This is a genomic window from Pseudomonas sp. MBLB4136, from assembly GCF_051904765.1.
Taxonomy (GTDB): Bacteria; Pseudomonadota; Gammaproteobacteria; order Pseudomonadales; family Pseudomonadaceae; genus Aquipseudomonas.
The window spans coordinates 2,881,480-2,900,051 of sequence record NZ_CP196713.1 but is presented as its reverse complement, the minus strand read 5'-3'; the positions used below and the strand labels follow the sequence as shown (position 1 = coordinate 2,900,051).

General features: G+C 65.9%; 22 protein-coding genes. 9 read left to right on the top strand and 13 right to left on the bottom strand.

Going from position 1 to position 18,572, the window contains the following annotated elements; genetic code table 11:
• Positions 1-57 precede the first annotated feature (57 nt).
• On the top strand, positions 58-351 hold the full coding sequence (locus ACSX1D_RS13065; protein WP_439858911.1) for a SelT/SelW/SelH family protein: 294 nt from the start codon (positions 58-60) through the stop codon (positions 349-351).
• On the opposite strand, the gene ACSX1D_RS13060 is transcribed toward ACSX1D_RS13065, so the two are convergent.
• From ACSX1D_RS13060 to ACSX1D_RS13050, 3 genes are all read right to left on the bottom strand, one after another.
• The gene (locus ACSX1D_RS13060) at positions 352-1,203 is read right to left on the bottom strand and encodes a DMT family transporter (RefSeq protein WP_439858910.1); all 852 of its coding nucleotides are present in this window, start codon (positions 1,201-1,203) and stop codon (positions 352-354) included.
• Positions 1,200-1,535, bottom strand: a complete 336-nt coding sequence (locus ACSX1D_RS13055) for a tRNA-binding protein (protein ID WP_439858909.1) — start codon at positions 1,533-1,535, stop codon at positions 1,200-1,202. Before ACSX1D_RS13055 ends, ACSX1D_RS13060 begins: the two co-directional genes overlap by 4 nt.
• Positions 1,536-1,617: 82 nt before the next feature.
• Positions 1,618-2,361 carry an AraC family transcriptional regulator gene (locus ACSX1D_RS13050; RefSeq protein ID WP_439858908.1) on the bottom strand — a complete coding sequence of 248 codons (744 nt, stop codon included), beginning with the start codon at positions 2,359-2,361 and terminating at the stop codon, positions 1,618-1,620.
• 136 nt (positions 2,362-2,497) lie between these two features.
• Here ACSX1D_RS13050 and ACSX1D_RS13045 point away from each other — a divergent pair, with 136 nt between their 5' ends.
• Positions 2,498-3,313, top strand: coding sequence for a UDP-2,3-diacylglucosamine diphosphatase (locus ACSX1D_RS13045; protein ID WP_439858907.1), 816 nt, complete (start codon positions 2,498-2,500; stop codon positions 3,311-3,313).
• The gene (locus ACSX1D_RS13040) at positions 3,310-4,347 is read left to right on the top strand and encodes a glycosyltransferase family 4 protein (RefSeq protein WP_439858906.1); all 1,038 of its coding nucleotides are present in this window, start codon (positions 3,310-3,312) and stop codon (positions 4,345-4,347) included. Before ACSX1D_RS13045 ends, ACSX1D_RS13040 begins: the two co-directional genes overlap by 4 nt.
• Before the next feature lie 55 nt (positions 4,348-4,402).
• Here ACSX1D_RS13040 and ACSX1D_RS13035 read toward each other — a convergent pair whose 3' ends face one another.
• Together ACSX1D_RS13035 and ACSX1D_RS13030 are read right to left on the bottom strand one after the other, a co-directional pair.
• Positions 4,403-5,791, bottom strand: a complete 1,389-nt coding sequence (locus tag ACSX1D_RS13035) for an adenylate/guanylate cyclase domain-containing protein (RefSeq protein ID WP_439858905.1) — start codon at positions 5,789-5,791, stop codon at positions 4,403-4,405.
• A gap of 227 nt (positions 5,792-6,018) precedes the next feature.
• A complete protein-coding gene (locus tag ACSX1D_RS13030) occupies positions 6,019-6,336 on the bottom strand; it encodes an Mpo1-like protein (RefSeq protein WP_439858904.1) in 318 nt (105 codons plus the stop codon).
• Positions 6,337-6,512: 176 nt separating this feature from the next.
• Here ACSX1D_RS13030 and ACSX1D_RS13025 point away from each other — a divergent pair, with 176 nt between their 5' ends.
• A complete protein-coding gene (locus ACSX1D_RS13025) occupies positions 6,513-7,520 on the top strand; it encodes an AraC family transcriptional regulator (protein ID WP_439858903.1) in 1,008 nt (335 codons plus the stop codon).
• Positions 7,521-7,548: 28 nt separating this feature from the next.
• Here the strand turns inward: ACSX1D_RS13025 and ACSX1D_RS13020 are convergent, their stop codons facing one another.
• Together ACSX1D_RS13020 and ACSX1D_RS13015 are read right to left on the bottom strand one after the other, a co-directional pair.
• Entirely contained in the window at positions 7,549-9,003 is a 1,455-nt protein-coding gene (locus ACSX1D_RS13020) for a TrkH family potassium uptake protein (protein ID WP_439858902.1), read from the bottom strand.
• Positions 9,004-9,080: 77 nt separating this feature from the next.
• The gene (locus tag ACSX1D_RS13015) at positions 9,081-10,535 is read right to left on the bottom strand and encodes a TrkH family potassium uptake protein (protein WP_439858901.1); all 1,455 of its coding nucleotides are present in this window, start codon (positions 10,533-10,535) and stop codon (positions 9,081-9,083) included.
• A gap of 155 nt (positions 10,536-10,690) precedes the next feature.
• On the opposite strand from ACSX1D_RS13015, the gene ACSX1D_RS13010 reads away from it, so the two are divergent.
• Positions 10,691-11,062 (top strand): YkgJ family cysteine cluster protein, encoded by a 372-nt coding sequence (locus ACSX1D_RS13010; RefSeq protein WP_439858900.1) that lies wholly within the window; start codon positions 10,691-10,693, stop codon positions 11,060-11,062.
• Positions 11,063-11,139: 77 nt separating this feature from the next.
• Positions 11,140-11,700: a nitroreductase family protein gene (locus ACSX1D_RS13005; protein WP_439858899.1), complete on the top strand. Its 561-nt coding sequence runs from the start codon at positions 11,140-11,142 to the stop codon at positions 11,698-11,700.
• 42 nt (positions 11,701-11,742) lie between these two features.
• On the opposite strand, the gene ACSX1D_RS13000 is transcribed toward ACSX1D_RS13005, so the two are convergent.
• From ACSX1D_RS13000 to ACSX1D_RS12980, 5 genes are all read right to left on the bottom strand, one after another.
• A complete protein-coding gene (locus ACSX1D_RS13000; protein ID WP_439858898.1) occupies positions 11,743-13,074 on the bottom strand; it encodes an ATP-binding protein in 1,332 nt (443 codons plus the stop codon).
• Between the two features lie 46 nt (positions 13,075-13,120).
• On the bottom strand, positions 13,121-13,531 hold the full coding sequence (locus ACSX1D_RS12995) for a Spy/CpxP family protein refolding chaperone (RefSeq protein ID WP_439858897.1): 411 nt from the start codon (positions 13,529-13,531) through the stop codon (positions 13,121-13,123).
• Positions 13,532-13,653: 122 nt separating this feature from the next.
• Positions 13,654-14,331: a response regulator transcription factor gene (locus ACSX1D_RS12990; protein ID WP_439858896.1), complete on the bottom strand. Its 678-nt coding sequence runs from the start codon at positions 14,329-14,331 to the stop codon at positions 13,654-13,656.
• Between the two features lie 7 nt (positions 14,332-14,338).
• Positions 14,339-14,728: a translation initiation factor 2 gene (locus ACSX1D_RS12985; protein ID WP_439858895.1), complete on the bottom strand. Its 390-nt coding sequence runs from the start codon at positions 14,726-14,728 to the stop codon at positions 14,339-14,341.
• A 54-nt stretch (positions 14,729-14,782) separates the two neighbouring features.
• A complete protein-coding gene (locus ACSX1D_RS12980) occupies positions 14,783-15,082 on the bottom strand; it encodes a YciI family protein (RefSeq protein ID WP_439858894.1) in 300 nt (99 codons plus the stop codon).
• 143 nt (positions 15,083-15,225) lie between these two features.
• On the opposite strand from ACSX1D_RS12980, the gene ACSX1D_RS12975 reads away from it, so the two are divergent.
• Positions 15,226-16,089 (top strand): PHP domain-containing protein, encoded by an 864-nt coding sequence (locus ACSX1D_RS12975; protein ID WP_439858893.1) that lies wholly within the window; start codon positions 15,226-15,228, stop codon positions 16,087-16,089.
• 13 nt (positions 16,090-16,102) lie between these two features.
• Complete coding sequence (locus ACSX1D_RS12970) at positions 16,103-16,729, top strand: L-threonylcarbamoyladenylate synthase (protein ID WP_439858892.1); 627 nt, start codon at positions 16,103-16,105, stop codon at positions 16,727-16,729.
• 39 nt (positions 16,730-16,768) lie between these two features.
• On the opposite strand, the gene ACSX1D_RS12965 is transcribed toward ACSX1D_RS12970, so the two are convergent.
• Positions 16,769-17,224 (bottom strand): PA2779 family protein, encoded by a 456-nt coding sequence (locus tag ACSX1D_RS12965; protein WP_439858891.1) that lies wholly within the window; start codon positions 17,222-17,224, stop codon positions 16,769-16,771.
• A 149-nt stretch (positions 17,225-17,373) separates the two neighbouring features.
• Here ACSX1D_RS12965 and ACSX1D_RS12960 point away from each other — a divergent pair, with 149 nt between their 5' ends.
• Positions 17,374-18,549 (top strand): tryptophan--tRNA ligase, encoded by a 1,176-nt coding sequence (locus ACSX1D_RS12960; RefSeq protein ID WP_439858890.1) that lies wholly within the window; start codon positions 17,374-17,376, stop codon positions 18,547-18,549.
• The last annotated feature ends 23 nt before the right edge of the window (positions 18,550-18,572 follow it).

The following is an 18,572-nucleotide window of genomic DNA, read 5'->3' as shown; positions in this document are numbered from 1 at the left end:
GTCGCAGAAGCACTGGTGGCGTTATCATCGCGGCTTTCCGACAGTCAGGATGGGCCTATGTCCAGTCGTAAAGCCGAAGTGGTCATCACCTATTGCACCCAGTGCCAGTGGCTGCTGCGGGCGGCCTGGCTGGCCCAGGAACTGCTGTCGACCTTCGCCGACGACTTGGCCTGTGTCAGTCTCGTGCCTGGTACTGGCGGGGTCTTCCGCATCACCTGCGATGGTGAGCAGATCTGGGAGCGCAAGGCCGATGGCGGATTTCCCGAGGCCAAGGTACTCAAGCAGCGGCTGCGCGACCGGATCGATCCGCAGCGCGACCTGGGGCATAGCGATCGCCCCATTGCCCCATGATCAACGCGCCAGACGTGCCGAGACGAAGATCGCCAGGATGATCAGTGTGCCACCAGCGAGCATGCGTAGCGTCGGAACTTCCTGGAACAGCCACCAGGCGAAGGCAATGCCGTAGACCGGCTCCAGGGCGAAGATCACGGCGGCGCTGCGTGCCTTGATTACCCGCAGGCTGGCGACGAACAGGCTGTGGGCCAGGCCTGTACAGAGCACGCCGAGCATGGCCAGCCAGAACCAGTCCAGCAGGCTCAGGCTCGGTAACAGCGGCCATGCCATCGGCATGAAGCAGGCCAGTGCCGTGAGGTTCTGGCACAGCGCGGCGCGGACCGGATCGACGCCATGAGTCGTGGCGCGGTTGAGCAATGACAGCAGGGCGAACAGCAGCCCCGACAGCACGGCCCAAAGCAGGCCGGCCGTACCCTGGCTGGCCAGGTTGAAGTTGGGAGTAACCAGCACCAGGCCCAGGCAGACCACGCCCACCATCAGAAATTCGCTGGGGCGAGTACGCTCGCGAAACAGCACGCCCTCCAGCAGCACGGTAAAGGCCGGGAAACTGGCGAAGCCCAGGGTGGCGATGGCCACGCCGGCGACGTTCACCGCCTGGAAGAAGGTCATCCAGTGGGCACCGAGCAGCAGTCCACCGAGCGCCAGTAAACCCAGTTGCGCGCCGCCGAGGCGAACTCCACGGGGCTTGCCGAATAGTTGGGCGAACAGCGCCAGGGCCAGCACGGCGAACATCGCACGCCCGACCACAATGACCAGCGGCGCGCTGTCGGCCAGCTTGCCGAATATCCCCGAGAGGCCGAACAGCAGGGCGCCCAGGTGAATCGCCAGCAACGCCTGGCGCTGGTTCATGCCAGGCGCGCGCCGTTGGGCAGGGGCTTGTCGAAGCCGGCCAGGACTACCTTGTGGTTGGCGTCGTGCACACCGGTCACCAGCACTTCCGAGCGGATTCCGGCGATGCGCTTGGCGGCGAAGTTGCACACGCACAGCACTTGCCGACCGATCAACTCGTCGCAGCTGTAGTGGGCGGTCAGCTGGGCGCTAGAGGTCTTGATGCCGAGTTCGCCGAGGTCGACCCGCAGCACATAGGCCGGCTTCAGCGCCTTCTCGTTCGGCTCGGCGGACAGCACGGTGCCGACACGCAACTCCACTCGTTGAAAATCATCCCACTCGATGTACTGCATAGCGCCTCCAGGTCTGCTGTTGCAGGCAGTCTAGGGGCATCGAGGGGTGACGTCTGTCGCAAGACTCGCGCTTTTTGTCGCGTCACTCGCATGCGCGGCGTAACGCCCGCGGCGTCATGCCGAACTGGCGCGAGAGGGCGGCGGTGAAGGCGCTCTGCGAGCTGTAGCCGACCCGTGCGGCGATCTCTCCGACGGCCAGCTGGCTGTGTTGCAGGAGCTGGCGGCCGAGCTGCAGGCGCCGGCGGCGCACGTATTCCATCGGCGTCTGCCCGACTTCGGCGAGGAAGCGGGCATGGAACCGCGCGGTGGACAGGCCCGCCAGGCGTGCCAGGTCGTCGACTTGCAGCGGGTGTGCGGCATGTCTATCGATATGGGCGTCGAGGGCGGCCAGCGGCAGGCGGCGGCTTTGCTCGTGGCTGTTCGACGCGGCCGCCAGGCTGGCCAGGAGCAGGGCGGTACCCTGTTCGGCGATCACCGGGTCTTCGATCGGACTGGCCGCAAGCCAGCTCACCAGCTGACTCTGTGCCGGATTGAGGGCCAGCGCGCCGGGACGCTCGAGCAGGCGCCGACTGGCATCGGCGTGACTGCCCAGGCGCTCTTGCAACCAGCTCGACGAGGGCACGTCGAGCACCAGGCAGTGACTGCCGTTGCGGCTGCCACAGGCATGGCGCGCGCCTTCGGGAACCACAGCGAGCGTCTGGCGCACAACCTGGCTGCCGCAGCCAGCCACCTCGAAGTCGAGTGTGCCGCTCAGGCCGAATACCAGTTGGGCGTGGCCGTGACTGTGGTTGAGCAGGTCATGACTGTAGTGGCGCAGGGAAAGCATGGCGGCGTCCTCGAACGAGGCCAACAGTCTACCTCTGATGGCGGGGAAATGCCGCCGTCACGCTAGCGCAACCTGCTTGTCATGTGCGTTTCACTCGTCTGGCCCATGCTCGTCTAAACCCTGGCGGAGGCCGCCCATGAGCAGCGCACAGCTGGTGAAACCGAGCCGTAAACAACGCGTCCGCACCCTGTGGGTCTCCGATGTCCATCTGGGTACCCGGGACTGTCAGGCCGAGCACCTGGCCGCCTTTCTCAAGCGCTATCAGGCCGACAAGGTCTACCTGGTCGGCGATATCATCGACGGCTGGAAGCTGCGTGGCGGCATCTACTGGCCCCAGTCGCACAGCAACGTGATCCGTCGCCTGCTGACCATGAGCAAGCGCGGTACCGAGGTGATCTACGTCACCGGCAACCATGACGAGTTCCTGCGCCGCTATTCCAGCCTGGTGCTGGGCAATGTCCGGCTGGTGGACGAGGCCGAGCACCTGACCGCCGATGGCCGCCGTCTGCTGGTGATCCATGGCGACCAGTTCGACGTGATCACCCGCTATCACCGCTGGCTGGCGTTTCTCGGCGACTCGGCCTACGAGTTCACCCTGACCCTCAACCGCTGGCTCAACCATTGGCGCCGCCGCTATGGCTATGGTTACTGGTCGCTGTCGGCCTATCTCAAGCACAAGGTCAAGAGTGCGGTTAACTTCATCAGCGACTTCGAGGAGGCCATTGCCCACGAGTGCGTCAAGCGCGGCTTCAACGGCGTGGTCTGCGGGCACATCCACCATGCCGAGGTGCGTACGGTGGGCGGCGTCGAGTACATGAACTGCGGTGATTGGGTCGAATCCTGCACGGCGCTGATCGAGCAGCTGGATGGCAGTATCCAGCTCTACCGGCTGGCCGAGGAGCAGGCGCAAGCGCCCGCCGAACAGCTCGCCGCGGTCGAGCCGGCGGCATGAGAATACTGATCGTCTCCGACGCCTGGTCGCCCCAGGTCAATGGCGTGGTCACCAGTCTACAGGCCCTGCTCGGCGAGCTGCGCGGTTTGGGGCATCAGGTCAAGCTGCTGTCGCCGCAGGATTTCCGTTCGCTGCCCTGCCCGAGCTACCCGGAGATCCCGCTGGTCTGGGACCTCTGGCGGGTGGGGCCGGCGATCCGCGATTTTCGCCCGGACTGCGTGCATCTGGCGACCGAGGGGCCCCTGGGCTGGGCGGCGCGACGCTGGTTGGGCAAGCGCCGTCTGGCCTTTACCAGCGCGGTGCACACGCGTTTTCCCGAGTACATCAACACCCGTTGGCGTTGGTTGCCTTTGAGTTGGGGCTACGCCTACCTGCGCCGGTTCCACCGGCCGAGTCAGGCGGTGCTGGTGAGCACCGAGCGCCTGCGGGGCGAGCTGGCTGGCTGGGGCCTGCGGCGCCTGGCGCTGTGGCGCAAGGGCGTCGATACGCGACTGTTTCAGCCCCGGGCACAGGGGCAGGTGCCGGTAAAACCCGTGTTCCTCTGTGTCGGGCGCATCGCCGCGGAAAAGAATCTGCAGGCCTTCCTCGCCCTCGACCTGCCGGGGGAGAAGCAGGTGGTCGGCGACGGGCCGCAGCGCGAGGAACTGCAGGCGCGCTATCCGCAGGTGAAGTTCCTCGGCTACCAGCATGGCGAAGCCCTGGCCCAGGCCTATCGGCAGGCCAGCGTGCTGGTGTTTCCGTCGCGGACCGATACCTACGGGCTGGTGATGCTCGAGGCCCTGGCCTGCGGTACGCCGGTGGCGGCGTTCCCGGTTCCCGGGCCGCTGGATGTGTTGCAGCAAGGCGTCAGCGGGGTGATGGCCGAGGACCTGCGCGAGGCCTGCCTGGGTGCCCTGGAGCTGGATCGAGCCCGTTGCGCCGAGTTGGCGGCGCGGCAGTCCTGGCGGGTGTCGGCGCTGGAGTTTCTGGCGCGGCAGTCGCTGCTCGACGGCGAGTCTTGCGCGCAGCTGGCGGAGTCTGCAGCCGGGTCCTGAGCCCCGGCAACCCGCAGGGGGCCATGAAAAAGCCGCCCTGGGGCGGCTCTTGCGATCACATGATGACCTTGTCGCGCAGCTTTTCCGCAGCCTGTTGCAGGGCCTGGATCACCCGCTGCTTGTCGAAGTTCTGGATGCCGTTGGTGTCCAGGTACATGGAGAAGCCGGGCAGTTCGTGCTCGACGTAACTGGAGGTGGCGCCGAGGTCGCGGCGGAAATCCACCACCTGGTAGATCTGCACCGGGCGGGAGAAGCCCTTGACGCTGATCTGGCCCTTGTCGCGGCACATGATCACGTCCTTGATCATCGAGTAGGTCTCGTGGGAGATGAGGATCTCGCCGGCCTCGGCGGAGCTTTCCAGGCGGCTGGCGAGGTTCACGTCGCGGCCAATGATGGTGTAGTCCATGCGCGTGTCGGCGCCGAAGTTGCCCACCGTGCAGTAGCCGGTGTTCAGGCCCATGCGGATCTCCAGGGGTTTGGTGATGCCCTGGGCGCGCCACTGCTGGCGCAGCACCTTCATGTGCTTGCGCATGGCGATGGCCATCGACACGGCTGCCACGGCGTCCTTCTTGGCGCCCTTACTGTTCGGGTCGCCGAAGAACACCATGACGGCGTCGCCGATGAACTTGTCGATGGTGCCACCGTATTTCAGGCAGATCTTTGACATTTCGTTGAGGTAGCTGTTGAGCATGTCGGTCAGGGCTTCGGCTTCCAGCTCTTCGGACAGCTCGGTGAAGCCCTTGATGTCGGAGAAGAACACCGTGAGCTTCTTGCGCTGGGTCTCCAGGCGCACGCTCTTCTTGCCGCTGAAGATCGACTCCCAGACCTGGGGCGACAGGTACTTGGCCAGGTTGCGCGCCAGGCGCGCGGCCTTCTCCTGTTCGCGCTTGATCTCGCTGCGCACCTGGGCCAGGCGCAGGCCCTGCTGGTGCACGAAGTAGGCGGTGATGCAGATGTACAGGGTGGTGAAGAAGATGCTGACCAGGGCCACCAGGGCCGGGGTGTGGGGGTTGAGCTGCAGGTCGATCAGCAGGCTGGTGACCAGGGTACCGCTGAGTGCGACCAGCAGGGCCAGGCCCATGTGGCGCAGACCGCCGATCACCAGTGAGCTGAAGACCAGCGTCAGCAGGCACATCAGGCTCGGCACCACGGAGAAACTGAGCAAGGCCAGCGCCGCGCCGCAGTGCAGGGCGTCGAGGGTCAGCAGGACCAGGGTCGTGCGCTGCGGATGATCGCGCTTGAAACGCAGACTCAGGTGGTGGGCCAGGTGCGGGTAGAGCAGGGCGTAGGGCACCATCCACAGGATGTCGTAGGCAAAGTGCTGGGCATAGGTGCCGGCGGCGATGCCGGCCGCGACGGCGATATAGGCCAGCACGCGGGAGTAGTACTCGCGCAGCGGCGGCGCCGGCAGGGCGTTGGGCCGATTCAAGGTAGTGGCATTCATGCGATGGCGGGGATCCCTGCTGATTTTCTGGCGCCTCTGCTGGACGCCTGGAATGTCTGCAAACCCTAGGCCAGGCTTGCGACAAGGATCGGATCATAACCAAGCACCGTGACGCCCGCCAAGCATCACGGCCGAACGGCGATCGGCGGGCCGTCGGCGGTCACTGCGGCGCGTGCCGCGGGGCGGGTGTGCGCCGACGCAAACGACCGGCGCCGTTGGGGCTGGTCCTAGAACTTGATGCGACCGCTGAAGGCATCCTTGAGCATTACCCAGTCGCCGAGGAAGCTGTACAGCGGGTACTGGAAGGTCGCCGGGCGGTTCTTCTCGAAGACGAAATGGCCGACCCAGGCGAAGCCATAGCCGGCGAAGGGCAGGGCCAGCAGCCAGAGCCACTGCTGGCTGACCAAGGCGTAGCCGAGAATGCTCAGCACCAGCAGGCTGCCGACATAATGCAGGCGGCGGCAGGTGGGGTTGCTGTGCTCCTGCAGGTAATAGGGATAGAACTCGGCGAAGCTGCGGTAGCGCTGTTCGGTCTGGCTGGTCATGACGGCTCTCCTCTCCTGCGGTTGCGTTGGCCGCGCCGGCCATTGAGGCGGCTGCGGCTTTTCTGCAGTCTAAGCCCTGTATCCGGCGGTGACAGTGACATTGGGTGCCACACTAGTATCCTTGCGCCACCAGGCCGCCGTCGGCGGCCCCATCAGCAACCTAACAAGAAGACGCCATGAGCGAACGTACCACCTCGTCGAGCTGGGCCCTGGGTATCGTCCAGGCCCTGGAATTGGGCGGTGTCGACTGCCGGACGATCTTTCCCGAACTGGGCCTGGACTATGCGGCCCTGGAAGACCCCGACGCGCGCTTCCCGCAGGATGGCATGACCCGCCTGTGGCAGCGCGCCGTGGAGCTTTCCGGCAACCCGGCGATCGGCCTGAACATGGCCAAGGTGGTTCGTCCGGCGTCGTTCCATGTGGTGGGTTATGCGCTGATGTCCAGCCGCACGCTGAAGGAAGGCCTGACACGCCTGGTGCGCTACCAGCGGATCATCGCCGAGGGTGCCGACCTGAGCTTTCGGGCCACCCCCAGTGGCTACGAGCTGGTCCTGGCGATCCACGGCGATCGCCTGCCGCCGGCGCGACAGAGCGCCGAGGCCTCGTTGGCCTATGCCCTGGCATTTTGTCGCTGGATGACCGGCAAGCCATTGCGACCGCAGCAGATTCTGTTTCAGGGTGAGCCGCCGGCCGACCTGCAGCCCTTCGAGCAGGTGTTCCAGGCCCCGCTGAGCTTCAACGCGGCGCATTACGCCCTGTTGTTCGAGCGGGCGGACATGGAGGCGCCGCTGCCAACCGCCAACGAGTCGCTGGCGCAGTTGCATGACCGCTTCGCCGGCGAATACCTGGCGCGCTTCTCGGAGAGTCGGGTGTGTCATCTCGCCCGCCAGGTACTGTGCCGCCTGCTGCCCCAGGGCGAGCCCAAGCGCGAGGCGGTGGCGCAGGCGTTGCATCTGTCCCAGCGCACCCTGCAGCGGCGCCTGCAGGAGGAGGGCAGCAGTTTCCAGCAGTTGCTCGACGACACCCGCCGCGAACTGGCCGAGCAATACCTCGGCCAGCCCAACCTGACCCTGCTGGAGGTGGCCTATCTGCTGGGTTTCGCCGATCCGAGCAACTTCTTTCGCGCGTTCCGGCGCTGGTTCGCCTGCACCCCCGGCGAGTACCGCGCGCGCCTCCAGCACTAGACCGGGCGCGCCGGGCGTTGTGTCCTAGTCAGTGGCGCCAGAAGGATGGCATCAGCAACACCAGCACGGTGAGGATCTCCAGGCGACCGAGCAGCATGCCCAGGGTCAGCAGCCATTTCGCGATGTCCGGCAAGGGGGCGTAATTGCCGGCCGGGCCGATGACCGGCCCCATGCCCGGTCCCACGCCGGAGACAGTGCTGGCGGCGCCGCTCAGGGCGGTGATCCAGTCCAGACCGCAAAGGGTCAGGGCCAGGGCCAGGGCGGCGATGGTGATGGTGAAGAAGAAGGAGAAGGTCAGGATCGAGCGGACGATGTCCTCGTCCAGGCGGTGCATGTTGTACTGCTGCTTGATTACCGCGCGGGGATGCACCAGCTGCTGCAGGTTGGCCTTGAGCAGCACGTAGGCGACCTGAAAGCGGAAGATCTTCAGGCCGCCGGCGGTCGAGCCGGAGCAGCCGCCGATAAAGCCCAGGTAGAAGAACAGCATGCCGGCGAAACCACCCCACAGGGTGTAGTCGCCCAAGGCGAAGCCGCTGGTGGTCATGATCGAGGTGCTGTTCACCGCGACGTGGCGGATGGCCTCCAGCCAGTGCAGTTCGGTGGTCAGCCAGTACCAGGTGCCGAGCGCCAGCCAGGTGCACAGCAGGATGGCGAGAAAGCCCTGCACCTGCTGGTCCCTGATCAGGGCGCGGTAGTTGCCGCGCATGGTCGAGACGTACAGTACGAACGGCAGGCTGCCGAGGATCATCACCACCACCGCGACCCAGTGCACCGCGGGTTGGCTCCAGTTGCCCAGGGAGCGGTCCGAGGTGGAGAAACCGCCGGTGGCGATGGCCGACATGGTGTGGTTGATCGCATCGAACAGCCCCATGCCCGCCAGCCAGAAGGCCAGCACGCTGAGCAGGCTGAGGCCGACATAGGCGGCGATCATGTACTTGGCGACCATGTGCGAGCGCGGCATGACCTTCTCCGAGCGATCGGAGGACTCGGTCTGGAACAGGCGCATGCCACCGATGCGCAGCATCGGCAGGATCGCCACGGCCATGGCGATAAAGCCGATGCCGCCGAGCCAGTGCAGCAGCGAGCGCCAGATCAGGATGCCCGGCGACATGCTGTCGAGGCCGCTGAGCACGGTGGCGCCGGTGGCGGTGATGCCGGACATGCTCTCGAAGAAGGCATCGGTGTAGCTTATGTGCTGGGTAAACATGAAGGGCACGGCGGCGAATACGCACACCAGCAGCCAGCTCGACACCGTCAGCATATACATGTCGCGCGGGCGCAGCTGGGTGTTCTCCGGGCGCCCCTGAGCCACCATGGCGAGGCCGGCGACGAAGGTGATCAGGCTCGACCAGAGGAAGGCGTTCAGCTCGTGGGCCCGTTCGAAGACCAGCAGGGTGAACATCGGCACGACCATGCTGATGGCCAGGGTGATCAGAAAGATGCCGTTGATAAACGCGATGATTCTTAGGGTCGGCAAGGCCATCTAGTCGGTTCCAAAATTGTTGTCATCAGTCCATGGCTGCTCGGCAACCGCCTAGTGGTCGGTTGCGCTGCCGACCGTCAGTGCTTCCAGAACGCTGGGGTCACGAGTACCAGCACGGTGAGTATCTCCAGGCGGCCCAGCAGCATGCCCAGGGTCAGCAGCCATTTGGCGCTGTCGGGCAGGCTGGCGAAGTTGCCGGCCGGCCCGATGATCGGCCCCAGGCCCGGTCCCACGTTGCACACCGCGGTGGCGGCGGCAGTCAGGGCGGTGATCCAGTCCAGGCCGAGCATGGCCAGCGCCAGCGCCAAGGCGCCGATTGTAATGGTGAAAAAGAATGAAAAGGTGATCAGCGAGCGGACAATCTCTTCATCGAGGTTGTGCCCGTTGTATTGCTGCTTGATCACCGCGCGCGGATGCACCAGTTGCTGCAGGTTGGCCTTGAGCAGCACCCAGGCGACCTGGAAGCGAAAGATCTTCAGGCCGCCGGCGGTAGACCCGGAGCAGCCACCGACGAAGGTCAGGTAGAAGAACAGCAGCACGGCGAATCCGCCCCACAGGGTGTAATCGCCCAAGGCGAAGCCGGTGGTGGTGACCACCGAGGTGACGTTCACCGCGACGATGCGAAAGGCATCCAGCCAGCTGTATTGCGAGTGCAGCCACAGCCAGGTGCCGACCACCAGCGAGGTCAGCAGCAGGAACGCGAGGAAGTCGCGTACCTGGTGGTCCCTGAGTAGCGCCAGGCGGTTGCCGCGCAGGGTCGCCACATAGAGGGTGAACGGCAGGCTGCCGAGAATCATCAGCACCACGGCGACCCAGTGCACGGCGGGTTGTGTCCAGTGCGCCAGAGATTGATCGGAAGTGGAGAAGCCGCCGGTGGAGATCGCCGCCATCGAGTGATTGATGGCTTCGAAGATGCCCATGCCGGCGGCCCAGAAGGCCAGGAAGCCCAGTGCGGTGAGGCCGATATAGACCAGCAGAATGGACTTGGCGACCATGTGCGAGCGCGGCAAGACCTTCTCGCCCCAGTCGGAGGACTCGGTCTGGAACAGGCGCATGCCGCCGACGCGCAGCAGCGGCAGGATGGCCACCGCCATGCCGATGAAGCCGATGCCGCCGAGCCAATGCAGCATCGAGCGCCAGATCAGCAGGGCGGGCGAGGCGCTGTCCAGGCCGGCCAGCACGGTGGAGCCGGTGGTGGTGATGCCGGACATGGTTTCGAAGAAGGCGTCGGTGTAGCTGATGTGTTGCAGCAGCACCATCGGCAAGGCGGCGAACAGGCATACCACCAGCCAGCTGGCGGTGGTCAGCAGGTACATGTCCCGTGGGCGCAGCTGACCATCGGCCGGCCGTCCCGGCAGGATCAGCGCCAGTCCGGCGGCTCCGGTGATCAGGCTCGACCAGGAAAAGGCGAAGAGATCTTCTGGCGTGTCGAAGATGATCAACGTCAGCATGGGAATGGTCATGCTGACGGCCAGGGTAATGAGAAAGATGCCGAGGATGAAACCGATGATGCGCAGCGTCGGCAAGGCCATGAAGGGGGCTCGGGCTGAAGGCGTCAAAGGGCGCCATTCTACGCGCGACTCGAGGTCTGTACACCCGCCATCATGCCGCGCTTTACAAGCGTTTGGCGCTGCATAGAATAGCGCCCCAGCTGCCGGCGCCCGCCGGTTTCTGAGTCCTCGAAATCATGTCGAATGCCAATCCTTGCCTTACGTGTGGCGCCTGCTGCGCGCATTTTCGTGTGTCTTTCTTCTGGGGTGAGTGCCAGTCGGCTGGCGGTCTGGTGCCGGACGATCAGGTGGTGCTGATCACCCCGCACCGGGTCGCCATGCGCGGCACCGAGAGCAAGCCGGCGCGCTGCGTGGCGTTGCTTGGCGATGTCGGCCAGGGCGTGCGCTGCACCCTGTATGAGCAGCGCTCCAGCACCTGCCGCGAGTTCGAGGCGTCCTGGGCCAATGGCGAACACAATCCGCACTGCGACGCGGCTCGCCTTGCCTACGGCCTGCCGCCGCTGACGCCGCCCGTGCAGCCGAGCGTGTCGCCGGAACGTGTGGCCTGAGCGTGGCTGCGCATTTTTTCTCCAACCGGTGGACCTGAGCCTCTAGAATTGCCGCTTCGTTTTTCTGGAGGTGGCCGATGGATGCGCTCGATGCTCTGCTCAACCGTGTTTCTGCGCCGCGTTTGCGTGCGCCCGCGCCGGATGCGGCGCAGCGTGAATCGTTGTTTCGCGCTGCGCTGCGCGCGCCCGACCATGCCCAGCTGCGCCCCTGGCGCTTTCTGACCGTCGAGGGAGAGGCGCGCGAGCAGTTGGGTGAGGTCTTCGCCGAGGCGTTATTGGCGGGCTCTGCCGAGGTCGCCGAGGAAGCGCTGGCCAAGGCGCGCGCCATGCCGCTGCGTGCGCCCCTGCTGGTGGTGGTGGTTGCGCGGCTGCAGGAGCATCCCAAGGTGCCGCGGCAGGAGCAGGTGATCGCGGCTGGCTGCGCGGCCCACGCCATTCTGCTCGCCGCCCACGCCCAGGGCATCGGCGCGGTCTGGCGCACCGGCGAGATGGCCTACAACGCCAGGGTCGCCGCAGGTCTGGGGCTCGCTGCCGATGAGCAGATCGTCGCCTTCATCTATGTGGGGACACCGGAGCGCGAGTTGCGCACGCCGGCACCGGTGCAGGTGGCGGACTTCGTCAGCAGCTGGCCGGCTTGACCGCTATGGCCGCCAAGCTCACGCTGGCGGCTGTGGCGCGCCTCAGGGTTTGCTCTGGCCGTGCTGCGGCAGGCACAGGCTGGCGCTGAAGCCGCCCCCGGGGCGATTCTCCAGCACTAGTCGCCCTCCGTGACGCTCGGCGGCCCGCCGGGCGATGGCCAGGCCCAGGCCATGCCCCGCCTCGGCTTGGCCGGGAGCGCGGAAGAAGGGTTCGCCCAGTTTCGGTAGATGCTCGGCGGCGACCCCGGGGCCGTGGTCGCGCACGCTGATGTACAGCTCTTGCCCCCGATGCGTCACGCTCAGTTCGATTGGTTGGCCGACCGGATTGAAGCGCATGGCGTTGCGCAGCAGATTGTCCAGCGCGCGTCTGAGCATGTCCGGCCAGCCTTGCAGCTCGGCGCCGTTGGCCAGGCGGACGACGATTTCCTGCTGCGGCGCGCTGAGCCGCGCGTCCTCCTGCAGTTCGTGCAGCAAGGCATTCAGGTCGATGGCTTGGGCGCTTCCAGGGTCGGCGTCGAGGCGGGCCAGGGCGAGTATCTCGGCGATCAGCGCCTCCAGGCGATCGCACTCCTGGCTCAGGCGCGGCCAGAGGCGCTGCCGCTCCTCGGCGGGTGCCCGTTCGGCCAGGGCCAGGGCGACGCGCAGGCGGGCCAGGGGCGAGCGCAGCTCGTGGGAAACATCGCGCAGCAGTTGGCGCTGGCTGTTGATCAACCCCTGCAGGCGCGCGCCCATGCGATTGAAGTCGCGGGCCAGCACGCCCAGCTCGTCGCGGCGCCCGGCCAGGCGCGCCAGGCTGTTCTGTTGGTAGGCGGTCTGTCCGAGGTCATGCACCGCGCCGCGCAGGCGATCCAGCGGGCGGGTGATCGACAGGGTCAACAGCAGGCTGAACAGGGTCAGGATCACCAGGGCAATGCCCAGCGCGCTGAGCGGCAGGAGCAGGCTGCCGCGGTGCCAGGCAAACAATTCCGGATGCGGAATACGGTAGACGAACAGGTAGGTTTCGCCGCTGCGCGGGCTGGTGTATTCGGTGCTCAGGCGGCGCCAGGGCAGGCGCCTGTCATTTGCCTGGTGCGCCTCCATGGCGGCGGCGCGCCGTGGGAAGGTGCCTCTGGTCAGGGGCTGGCCGTGGTCATCCAGCACCTGCACATGGACACGAAAGGCTTTGCGGCGTTGCTCCAGAAGTGCCTGGGCGGCGCTTTCTCCCTGCCGCTCGTAGCGCTCCGTCCAGGCCTCGGCGAGGCCGCTCACCGCGGGGTGTTGGCTGAGAATCCAGGCGTCCTGATTCAGCGCCCGGCCGAGCAGCATGGACAGCCCGGCCACCAGGGCGGTGGCCAGCCAGAAACTGGCGAAGATGCGCCAGAACAATGAACGCACGGTGACTCCTTGCACGGTGGCGGCCCCGGATGGGGCCGCTGGTGGTTTACTCGGCCTTCTTGTCTTGCTCGGCCTTCCAGGCCATGAACGCTTTGCGCTCGGCCCGTCGCTCTTCCATCTTCTCCAGGTGCGCGTCGAAGGCCTTGCGCTGTTCGGGATTCAGCAGAGCGCGCATGGCCTTGTGTTGCTCATCTTTCGCGGCCTGCAACTCGTTCTGCATGGCCTTGCGCTCGGCGGCCGGCAGCTTGTCGAGGTAGCGTTGGGTGATGGCGCGATGATTGTGCATCTGCTCGCCCATCAGTTTGCGCATCTCGTGCTGTTGCGTCTTGCTCAGGTCCAGCTCCTTGAACAGTCGCATGCCGTGTTCACCGCCATGGCGCGGGCCGCCTTCGGGCATGGCCATGGCCAGAGTCGGCAACGTCAGGGCGAGTAATAGGGCAGTGAGGGTCTTGCGCATGATGATTCTCCTTGTCTCGAAACCGGCCAGATACCGGATGAGCCCAGTCTAGGGCGCGCAGGGTCAAGGGCGGTCAGGCAAGGGTAAAGCCTGGGTAAAGAATGCGTTCGCCGACGCCCGCTTCAGGCGTTGTAGTAGTAGCCGCGGCCGCGCAGGGCCAGGATGCGCGGGCGGCCGTCGGGATGCGGGCCGAGCTTCTTGCGCAGGTTGCTGACGTGCATGTCCAGGCTGCGGTCGTAGAGGGTCAGCTTGCGGCCCAGGGCCAGTTGCGCCAGTTCCTGCTTGCCCACCGGCTCGCCCGGCTGGCGCAGCAGCGCCTCGAGCAGGCGACCTTCGGAGAGGGTCAGCGGTACATCGTGCTCGCCGATGCTGGCCACCCCGCGGACCTGGCTGAAACGCAGGTCGCCCAGTTCCAGCTGGCTGGGCGTCGCCGGCGGTGTGCTGCGGCGCAGGACGGCGCGCAGGCGGGCGGTGAGCTCACGGGGGTCGCAGGGTTTGGCCAGGTAGTCGTCGGCGCCAAGCTCCAGGCCGAGAATCCGATCCAGCGGTTCGCCGCGGGCCGAAAGCATCAACACCGGCAGCTCCGGGTGCTCGCCACGCAGTCGCTTGAGCAGTTCCAGGCCGCTGCCGTCGGGCAGCATCACATCGAGTATCACCGCATCGGGGCAGTGGCTGGACAGGGCCTGGCGGGCGCCGCCGCCGTCATGGCAGGCGCGGACCTGAAAGCCTTCCTGGGCAAGCCAGGCGATCAGCAGCTCGCACAGTTCGACATCGTCATCGATCAGCAGCAGGTCGTTCATGCGCGTGTCAATTGATCCATTCGCGACGGGTGCGGCGGTTACCCCGGAGCAGCGCGCCGATGAGCACGCCCAGCAGCCCCGCCCCGGCCCCCGCGGCGAACCAGGTCTGCTGTTCGCTGAGCAGGCGCACCGGCGAGTCGGCCTGGGCCTTCTTCAGTTGCAGCTTGAGGCGCTGGTTCTCCTGGCGCAGGCGTCGCACTTGCGCCGACTCCCGCTCGCTGTTGTTTGCCAGCAGCTCGGCGCTGAGCGCCTCGCGTTGCTCCTCGCTGATTTTCAGGCGCTGTTCCAGTGCCTCGATTTGCGCCTGCGCCAGGGGCTGCCCTGGGCTCTCTTCGGCGTGCAGGTGAAACGGCAGCAGCCCTATGGCAAACAGCAACGACAACAGACCTGAACGCATCGGAACTCCTATTTCCTGAGAGAGATCGAGTGTGCAGCAAGGCCCACGGCCGGGTTAAGGCAAGACCAGCTTGAACGGCTTGACCAGCACCGAGGCGTACACCCCGGCGGCGCGGTAAGGGTCGGCGTCGGCCCAGCTCTGCGCGGCATTGAGCGACTCGAACTCGGCGACGATCAGACTGCCGGTGAAGCCTGCGGGGCCCGGGTCGTTGCTATCCACTGCCGGGTTGGGGCCGGCCAGTACCAGGCGGCCCTCGGTCTTCAGCTGCTCGAGTCGGGCCAGGTGCGCGGGGCGGGCGGCCAGGCGGTTTTCCAGGGAGTTTTCCACATCGGTGGCGATTATGGCGTAGAGCATCTCAGATCCTTGTAGGGCGGCCGGCGCCCCAGCCTGTGGGAGTGGCAGTAGCGCCGGCGAAATCGCGCAAGTGTCGTGTTGCGCCAGCAGGATTGCGCAGGGACCGGCATAATAACAAACATAAATATTTGGAATATGCCCCTATGGAAGTCGATTTACATTGTCACAGCACGGCTTCAGACGGTGCGTTGGCGCCCGCCGTGGTCGTGACGCGGGCACATGAGCGCGGGGTCCGGCTGCTTGCCCTGACCGACCACGACACCCTGGAAGGCCTGGACGAGGCCTGGGCAATGGCTGCGGCGCTGGGCGTGCAGCTGGTCAATGGCATCGAGCTGTCGTGCACCTGGGGTGGGGCGACCATCCATGTACTGGGGTATGCCTTCGCCTGTGATGCGCCGGCGCTGCGGCAGGCGATTGCCGAGTTGCACGACGGTCGCTGGCTGCGCGCCGAGGAAATCGGCAGGCGCCTGGAAGCCAAGGGCATGCCTGGGGCGCTGGCCGGTGCGCGCGCGGTGCAGCAGGAGTTGGGCGACAGTGGCAATGCGCCGGCGCGACCGCACTTCGCCGACTTTCTGGTGCGTGCCGGACACGTCAAGGATCGCGCCGAGGCGTTTCGCAAGTGGCTGGGCTCGGGCAAGCTCGGCGACGTCAAGCAGCACTGGCCGACCCTGGAACAGGCGGTCGATACCTTGCGTCAGGCCGGAGCCTGGATCAGCCTGGCACACCCGTGGCACTACGACTTTACTCGTAGTAAGCGGCGCAAGTTGATCGCCGATTTCGTCCAGGCCGGTGGTCATGCCTTGGAGGTGGTCAACGGCATGCAGCCGGCCGAGCAGGTTGGCTGTCTGGCGATACTGGCCCGCGAATTCGGTCTGCTGGCCAGTGCCGGCAGCGACTTTCATGCACCTGGCGACTGGTCCGAGTTGGGGATGTACCGTCCGGTTCCCGAAGACCTCTCGCCCCTTTGGGCACGTTTTCAACATGGCCAGCAGTCTGCTGCAAACTGAACAGGGAGTCAGCGTGAGTCAATTTTTCCAGGTCCACCCGGAAAATCCGCAGCTGCGCCTGATCAAGCAGGCGGTGGAGATCATCAGGTCCGGCGGAGTGGTGGTCTATCCGACCGACTCCTGCTATGCGGTGGGTTGCCGAGTCGGCGACAAGAATGCCCTGGAGCGCATTCGCCGCCTGCGCCAGCTGGACGACAAGCATAACTTCACCCTGATCTGCCGCGATCTGTCGCAGCTGAGCCTGTTCGCCAAGGTCGATACCGGCGCCTTTCGCCTGCTGAAGAACCACACGCCGGGTCCTTACACCTTCATCCTCAACGCCACCCGCGAAGTGCCGCGCATGTTGCTGCATCCCAAGCGACGCACCATCGGCCTGCGCGTGCCGGGCCATCCGATCGCCCTGGCACTGCTCGAGGAGTTCGGCGAGCCGCTGATGAGCATCAGCCTGATCCTGCCCGGGGAAACGCTGCCGATGAGCGAGCCGCACCACATGCGCCAGGTCCTCGAGCACCAGGTCGATCTGATCATCGACGGCGGTGTCGGTGGGCTGGAAGCCTCGACCGTGGTCAGCCTGGTCGAGGACGAGGCGCAGGTGATACGAGTCGGCTGCGGCGATCCGCGACCCTTCGCCGCAGACTGACGCCTGGCGCGGCTGTGTCGGGCCACGTGCCGCCCGTGCTCAGAGAATCAGCACCACCAGCAGGGCGACCAGCAGGATGATGATCACGTCGCTCCCGCTGAGTGCCCCGGCGGCCGGCAGGGCGTCGATCCGCTGGGCGAGGCTGGCCGCTTCGGCCGGGGTCAAGGCATCGACGCGGCTGCGCGCCTCGATCGCGGGGACCTCCATGGCCTGCAGTCTTTCCTGTACGTCGGTGCGATTGAGAAACTGCTGAAGCTTGTCGCGGTCGTGCTGGCTGGCCTGTTCGGCGAGGACTTCCGGGGTGCCGATCATGCCGGCATAGCCTGGTGCGGCGAGGGCGCCGGCCAGGCAGGCGGTCAGCAGGGCGAGACCGAGGATCTTGGCGATATTCTTCATGTTCTGCTCCCAGAGCGGGAAGGCGACCGCGGCGTGCGGGCTGCTGCGCTGCGGGCCGCTGCCGTTGGGCTCGTCGCTGTCTCTGGCGGCCGCCGGCATCAGTATTTCGACTGGCTTGCCGGCTAGCCGGTTCCCGCTTCCTTTGTTTCGTTGTGGCCGCCAGCCCCGCTATACTTCGCGCCCTTGTTCGACTGTTTAGGTAACCCGGTTTGAGCCTTGTTGATTCTGAGCGTCGCGTGCTCTCTGGCATGCGCCCCAGCGGCCGTCTGCATCTTGGTCACTACCACGGTGTGTTGAAGAATTGGGTCAAGTTGCAGCATGCCTACGAGTGCTACTTCTGCATCGTCGACTGGCATGCCCTGGCCACCGACTACGAACAGGTCGGCCAGCTTTCCCAGCATGTCATGGACATGGCAGTGGACTGGCTGGCTGCAGGCGTGAGCCCCAGTTCGGCGACCCTGTTCATCCAGTCCCAGGTGCCGGAACACGCCGAATTGCATCTGCTGCTGTCGATGATCGCGCCGCTCAGCTGGCTGGAGCGGGTGCCATCGTACAAGGAGCAGCAGGAGCTTCCGCACGGCAAGGACCTGGGCACCTACGGTTTTCTCGGCTATCCGCTGCTGCAGGCGGCGGACATCCTGCTGTATCGCGCCGGCGTGGTGCCGGTGGGGTCCGATCAGCTGCCGCACATCGAGTTCGCCCGCGATGTGGCGCGTCGCTTCAATCATCTGTACGGCCGTGAACCGGGCTTCGAGGACAAGGCCGAGGCCGCCATCGGCAAGCTCGGCAAGAAGACCGCGACCCTCTACAACAACCTGCGCAAGGCCTTTCAGCAGCAGGGCGATGTCGATGCCCTGGAGACCGCCCGGGCGCTGCTCAAGGAGCAGCAGAACATCACCCTGGGCGACAAGGAGCGCCTGTTCGGCTACCTCGAGGGCGGCGGCAAGGTGTTGCTGCCCGAGCCCCAGGCCTTGCTCAGCGAGGCGCCGAAGCTGCCCGGGCTGGATGGCGGCAAGATGTCCAACAGCAATGGCAACGCGATTTTCCTGCGCGACAGCGCCGTAGAGGTCGAGGAAAAGATCCGCCGCATGCCCACCGACCCGGCCCGGGTGCACCGTAGCGACCCCGGTAATCCGGCCCACTGCCCGGTGTGGCCGCTGCATCAGGTGTATTCCAGCGAACAGACCTGCGAGTGGGTGCAGCAGGGCTGCAAGAGTGCGGGGATCGGCTGTCTGGAGTGCAAGGCACCGCTGATCGAGGCCGTGCAGGAAGAGCTGAAGCCGCTGCAGGCGCGCGCGGTCGATTACCAGAACGACCCCGATCTGGTCCGCCGGATCCTCGCCGAAGGCGCCGAGCGGGCGCGCAACGAAGCGCGCGAGACCCTGTCCGAGGTGCGTCTGGCCTTGGGTCTGAACTACCGCTGAGGCGAGACACAGCATGTCCCCTG

What these genes read in the sequence shown, in the direction of transcription:
- ACSX1D_RS13065 (WP_439858911.1), top strand. Translation starts at nt 58, where the DNA reads ATGTCCAGTCGTAAAGCCGAAGTGGTCATCACCTATTGCACCCAGTGC.
- ACSX1D_RS13060 (WP_439858910.1), bottom strand. Translation starts at nt 1,203, where the DNA reads ATGAACCAGCGCCAGGCGTTGCTGGCGATTCACCTGGGCGCCCTGCTG.
- ACSX1D_RS13055 (WP_439858909.1), bottom strand. Translation starts at nt 1,535, where the DNA reads ATGCAGTACATCGAGTGGGATGATTTTCAACGAGTGGAGTTGCGTGTC.
- ACSX1D_RS13050 (WP_439858908.1), bottom strand. Translation starts at nt 2,361, where the DNA reads ATGCTTTCCCTGCGCCACTACAGTCATGACCTGCTCAACCACAGTCAC.
- ACSX1D_RS13045 (WP_439858907.1), top strand. Translation starts at nt 2,498, where the DNA reads ATGAGCAGCGCACAGCTGGTGAAACCGAGCCGTAAACAACGCGTCCGC.
- ACSX1D_RS13040 (WP_439858906.1), top strand. Translation starts at nt 3,310, where the DNA reads ATGAGAATACTGATCGTCTCCGACGCCTGGTCGCCCCAGGTCAATGGC.
- ACSX1D_RS13035 (WP_439858905.1), bottom strand. Translation starts at nt 5,791, where the DNA reads ATGAATGCCACTACCTTGAATCGGCCCAACGCCCTGCCGGCGCCGCCG.
- ACSX1D_RS13030 (WP_439858904.1), bottom strand. Translation starts at nt 6,336, where the DNA reads ATGACCAGCCAGACCGAACAGCGCTACCGCAGCTTCGCCGAGTTCTAT.
- ACSX1D_RS13025 (WP_439858903.1), top strand. Translation starts at nt 6,513, where the DNA reads ATGAGCGAACGTACCACCTCGTCGAGCTGGGCCCTGGGTATCGTCCAG.
- ACSX1D_RS13020 (WP_439858902.1), bottom strand. Translation starts at nt 9,003, where the DNA reads ATGGCCTTGCCGACCCTAAGAATCATCGCGTTTATCAACGGCATCTTT.
- ACSX1D_RS13015 (WP_439858901.1), bottom strand. Translation starts at nt 10,535, where the DNA reads ATGGCCTTGCCGACGCTGCGCATCATCGGTTTCATCCTCGGCATCTTT.
- ACSX1D_RS13010 (WP_439858900.1), top strand. Translation starts at nt 10,691, where the DNA reads ATGTCGAATGCCAATCCTTGCCTTACGTGTGGCGCCTGCTGCGCGCAT.
- ACSX1D_RS13005 (WP_439858899.1), top strand. Translation starts at nt 11,140, where the DNA reads ATGGATGCGCTCGATGCTCTGCTCAACCGTGTTTCTGCGCCGCGTTTG.
- ACSX1D_RS12995 (WP_439858897.1), bottom strand. Translation starts at nt 13,531, where the DNA reads ATGCGCAAGACCCTCACTGCCCTATTACTCGCCCTGACGTTGCCGACT.
- ACSX1D_RS12990 (WP_439858896.1), bottom strand. Translation starts at nt 14,331, where the DNA reads ATGAACGACCTGCTGCTGATCGATGACGATGTCGAACTGTGCGAGCTG.
- ACSX1D_RS12985 (WP_439858895.1), bottom strand. Translation starts at nt 14,728, where the DNA reads ATGCGTTCAGGTCTGTTGTCGTTGCTGTTTGCCATAGGGCTGCTGCCG.
- ACSX1D_RS12980 (WP_439858894.1), bottom strand. Translation starts at nt 15,082, where the DNA reads ATGCTCTACGCCATAATCGCCACCGATGTGGAAAACTCCCTGGAAAAC.
- ACSX1D_RS12975 (WP_439858893.1), top strand. Translation starts at nt 15,226, where the DNA reads ATGGAAGTCGATTTACATTGTCACAGCACGGCTTCAGACGGTGCGTTG.
- ACSX1D_RS12965 (WP_439858891.1), bottom strand. Translation starts at nt 17,224, where the DNA reads ATGCCGGCGGCCGCCAGAGACAGCGACGAGCCCAACGGCAGCGGCCCG.
- ACSX1D_RS12960 (WP_439858890.1), top strand. Translation starts at nt 17,374, where the DNA reads ATGCGCCCCAGCGGCCGTCTGCATCTTGGTCACTACCACGGTGTGTTG.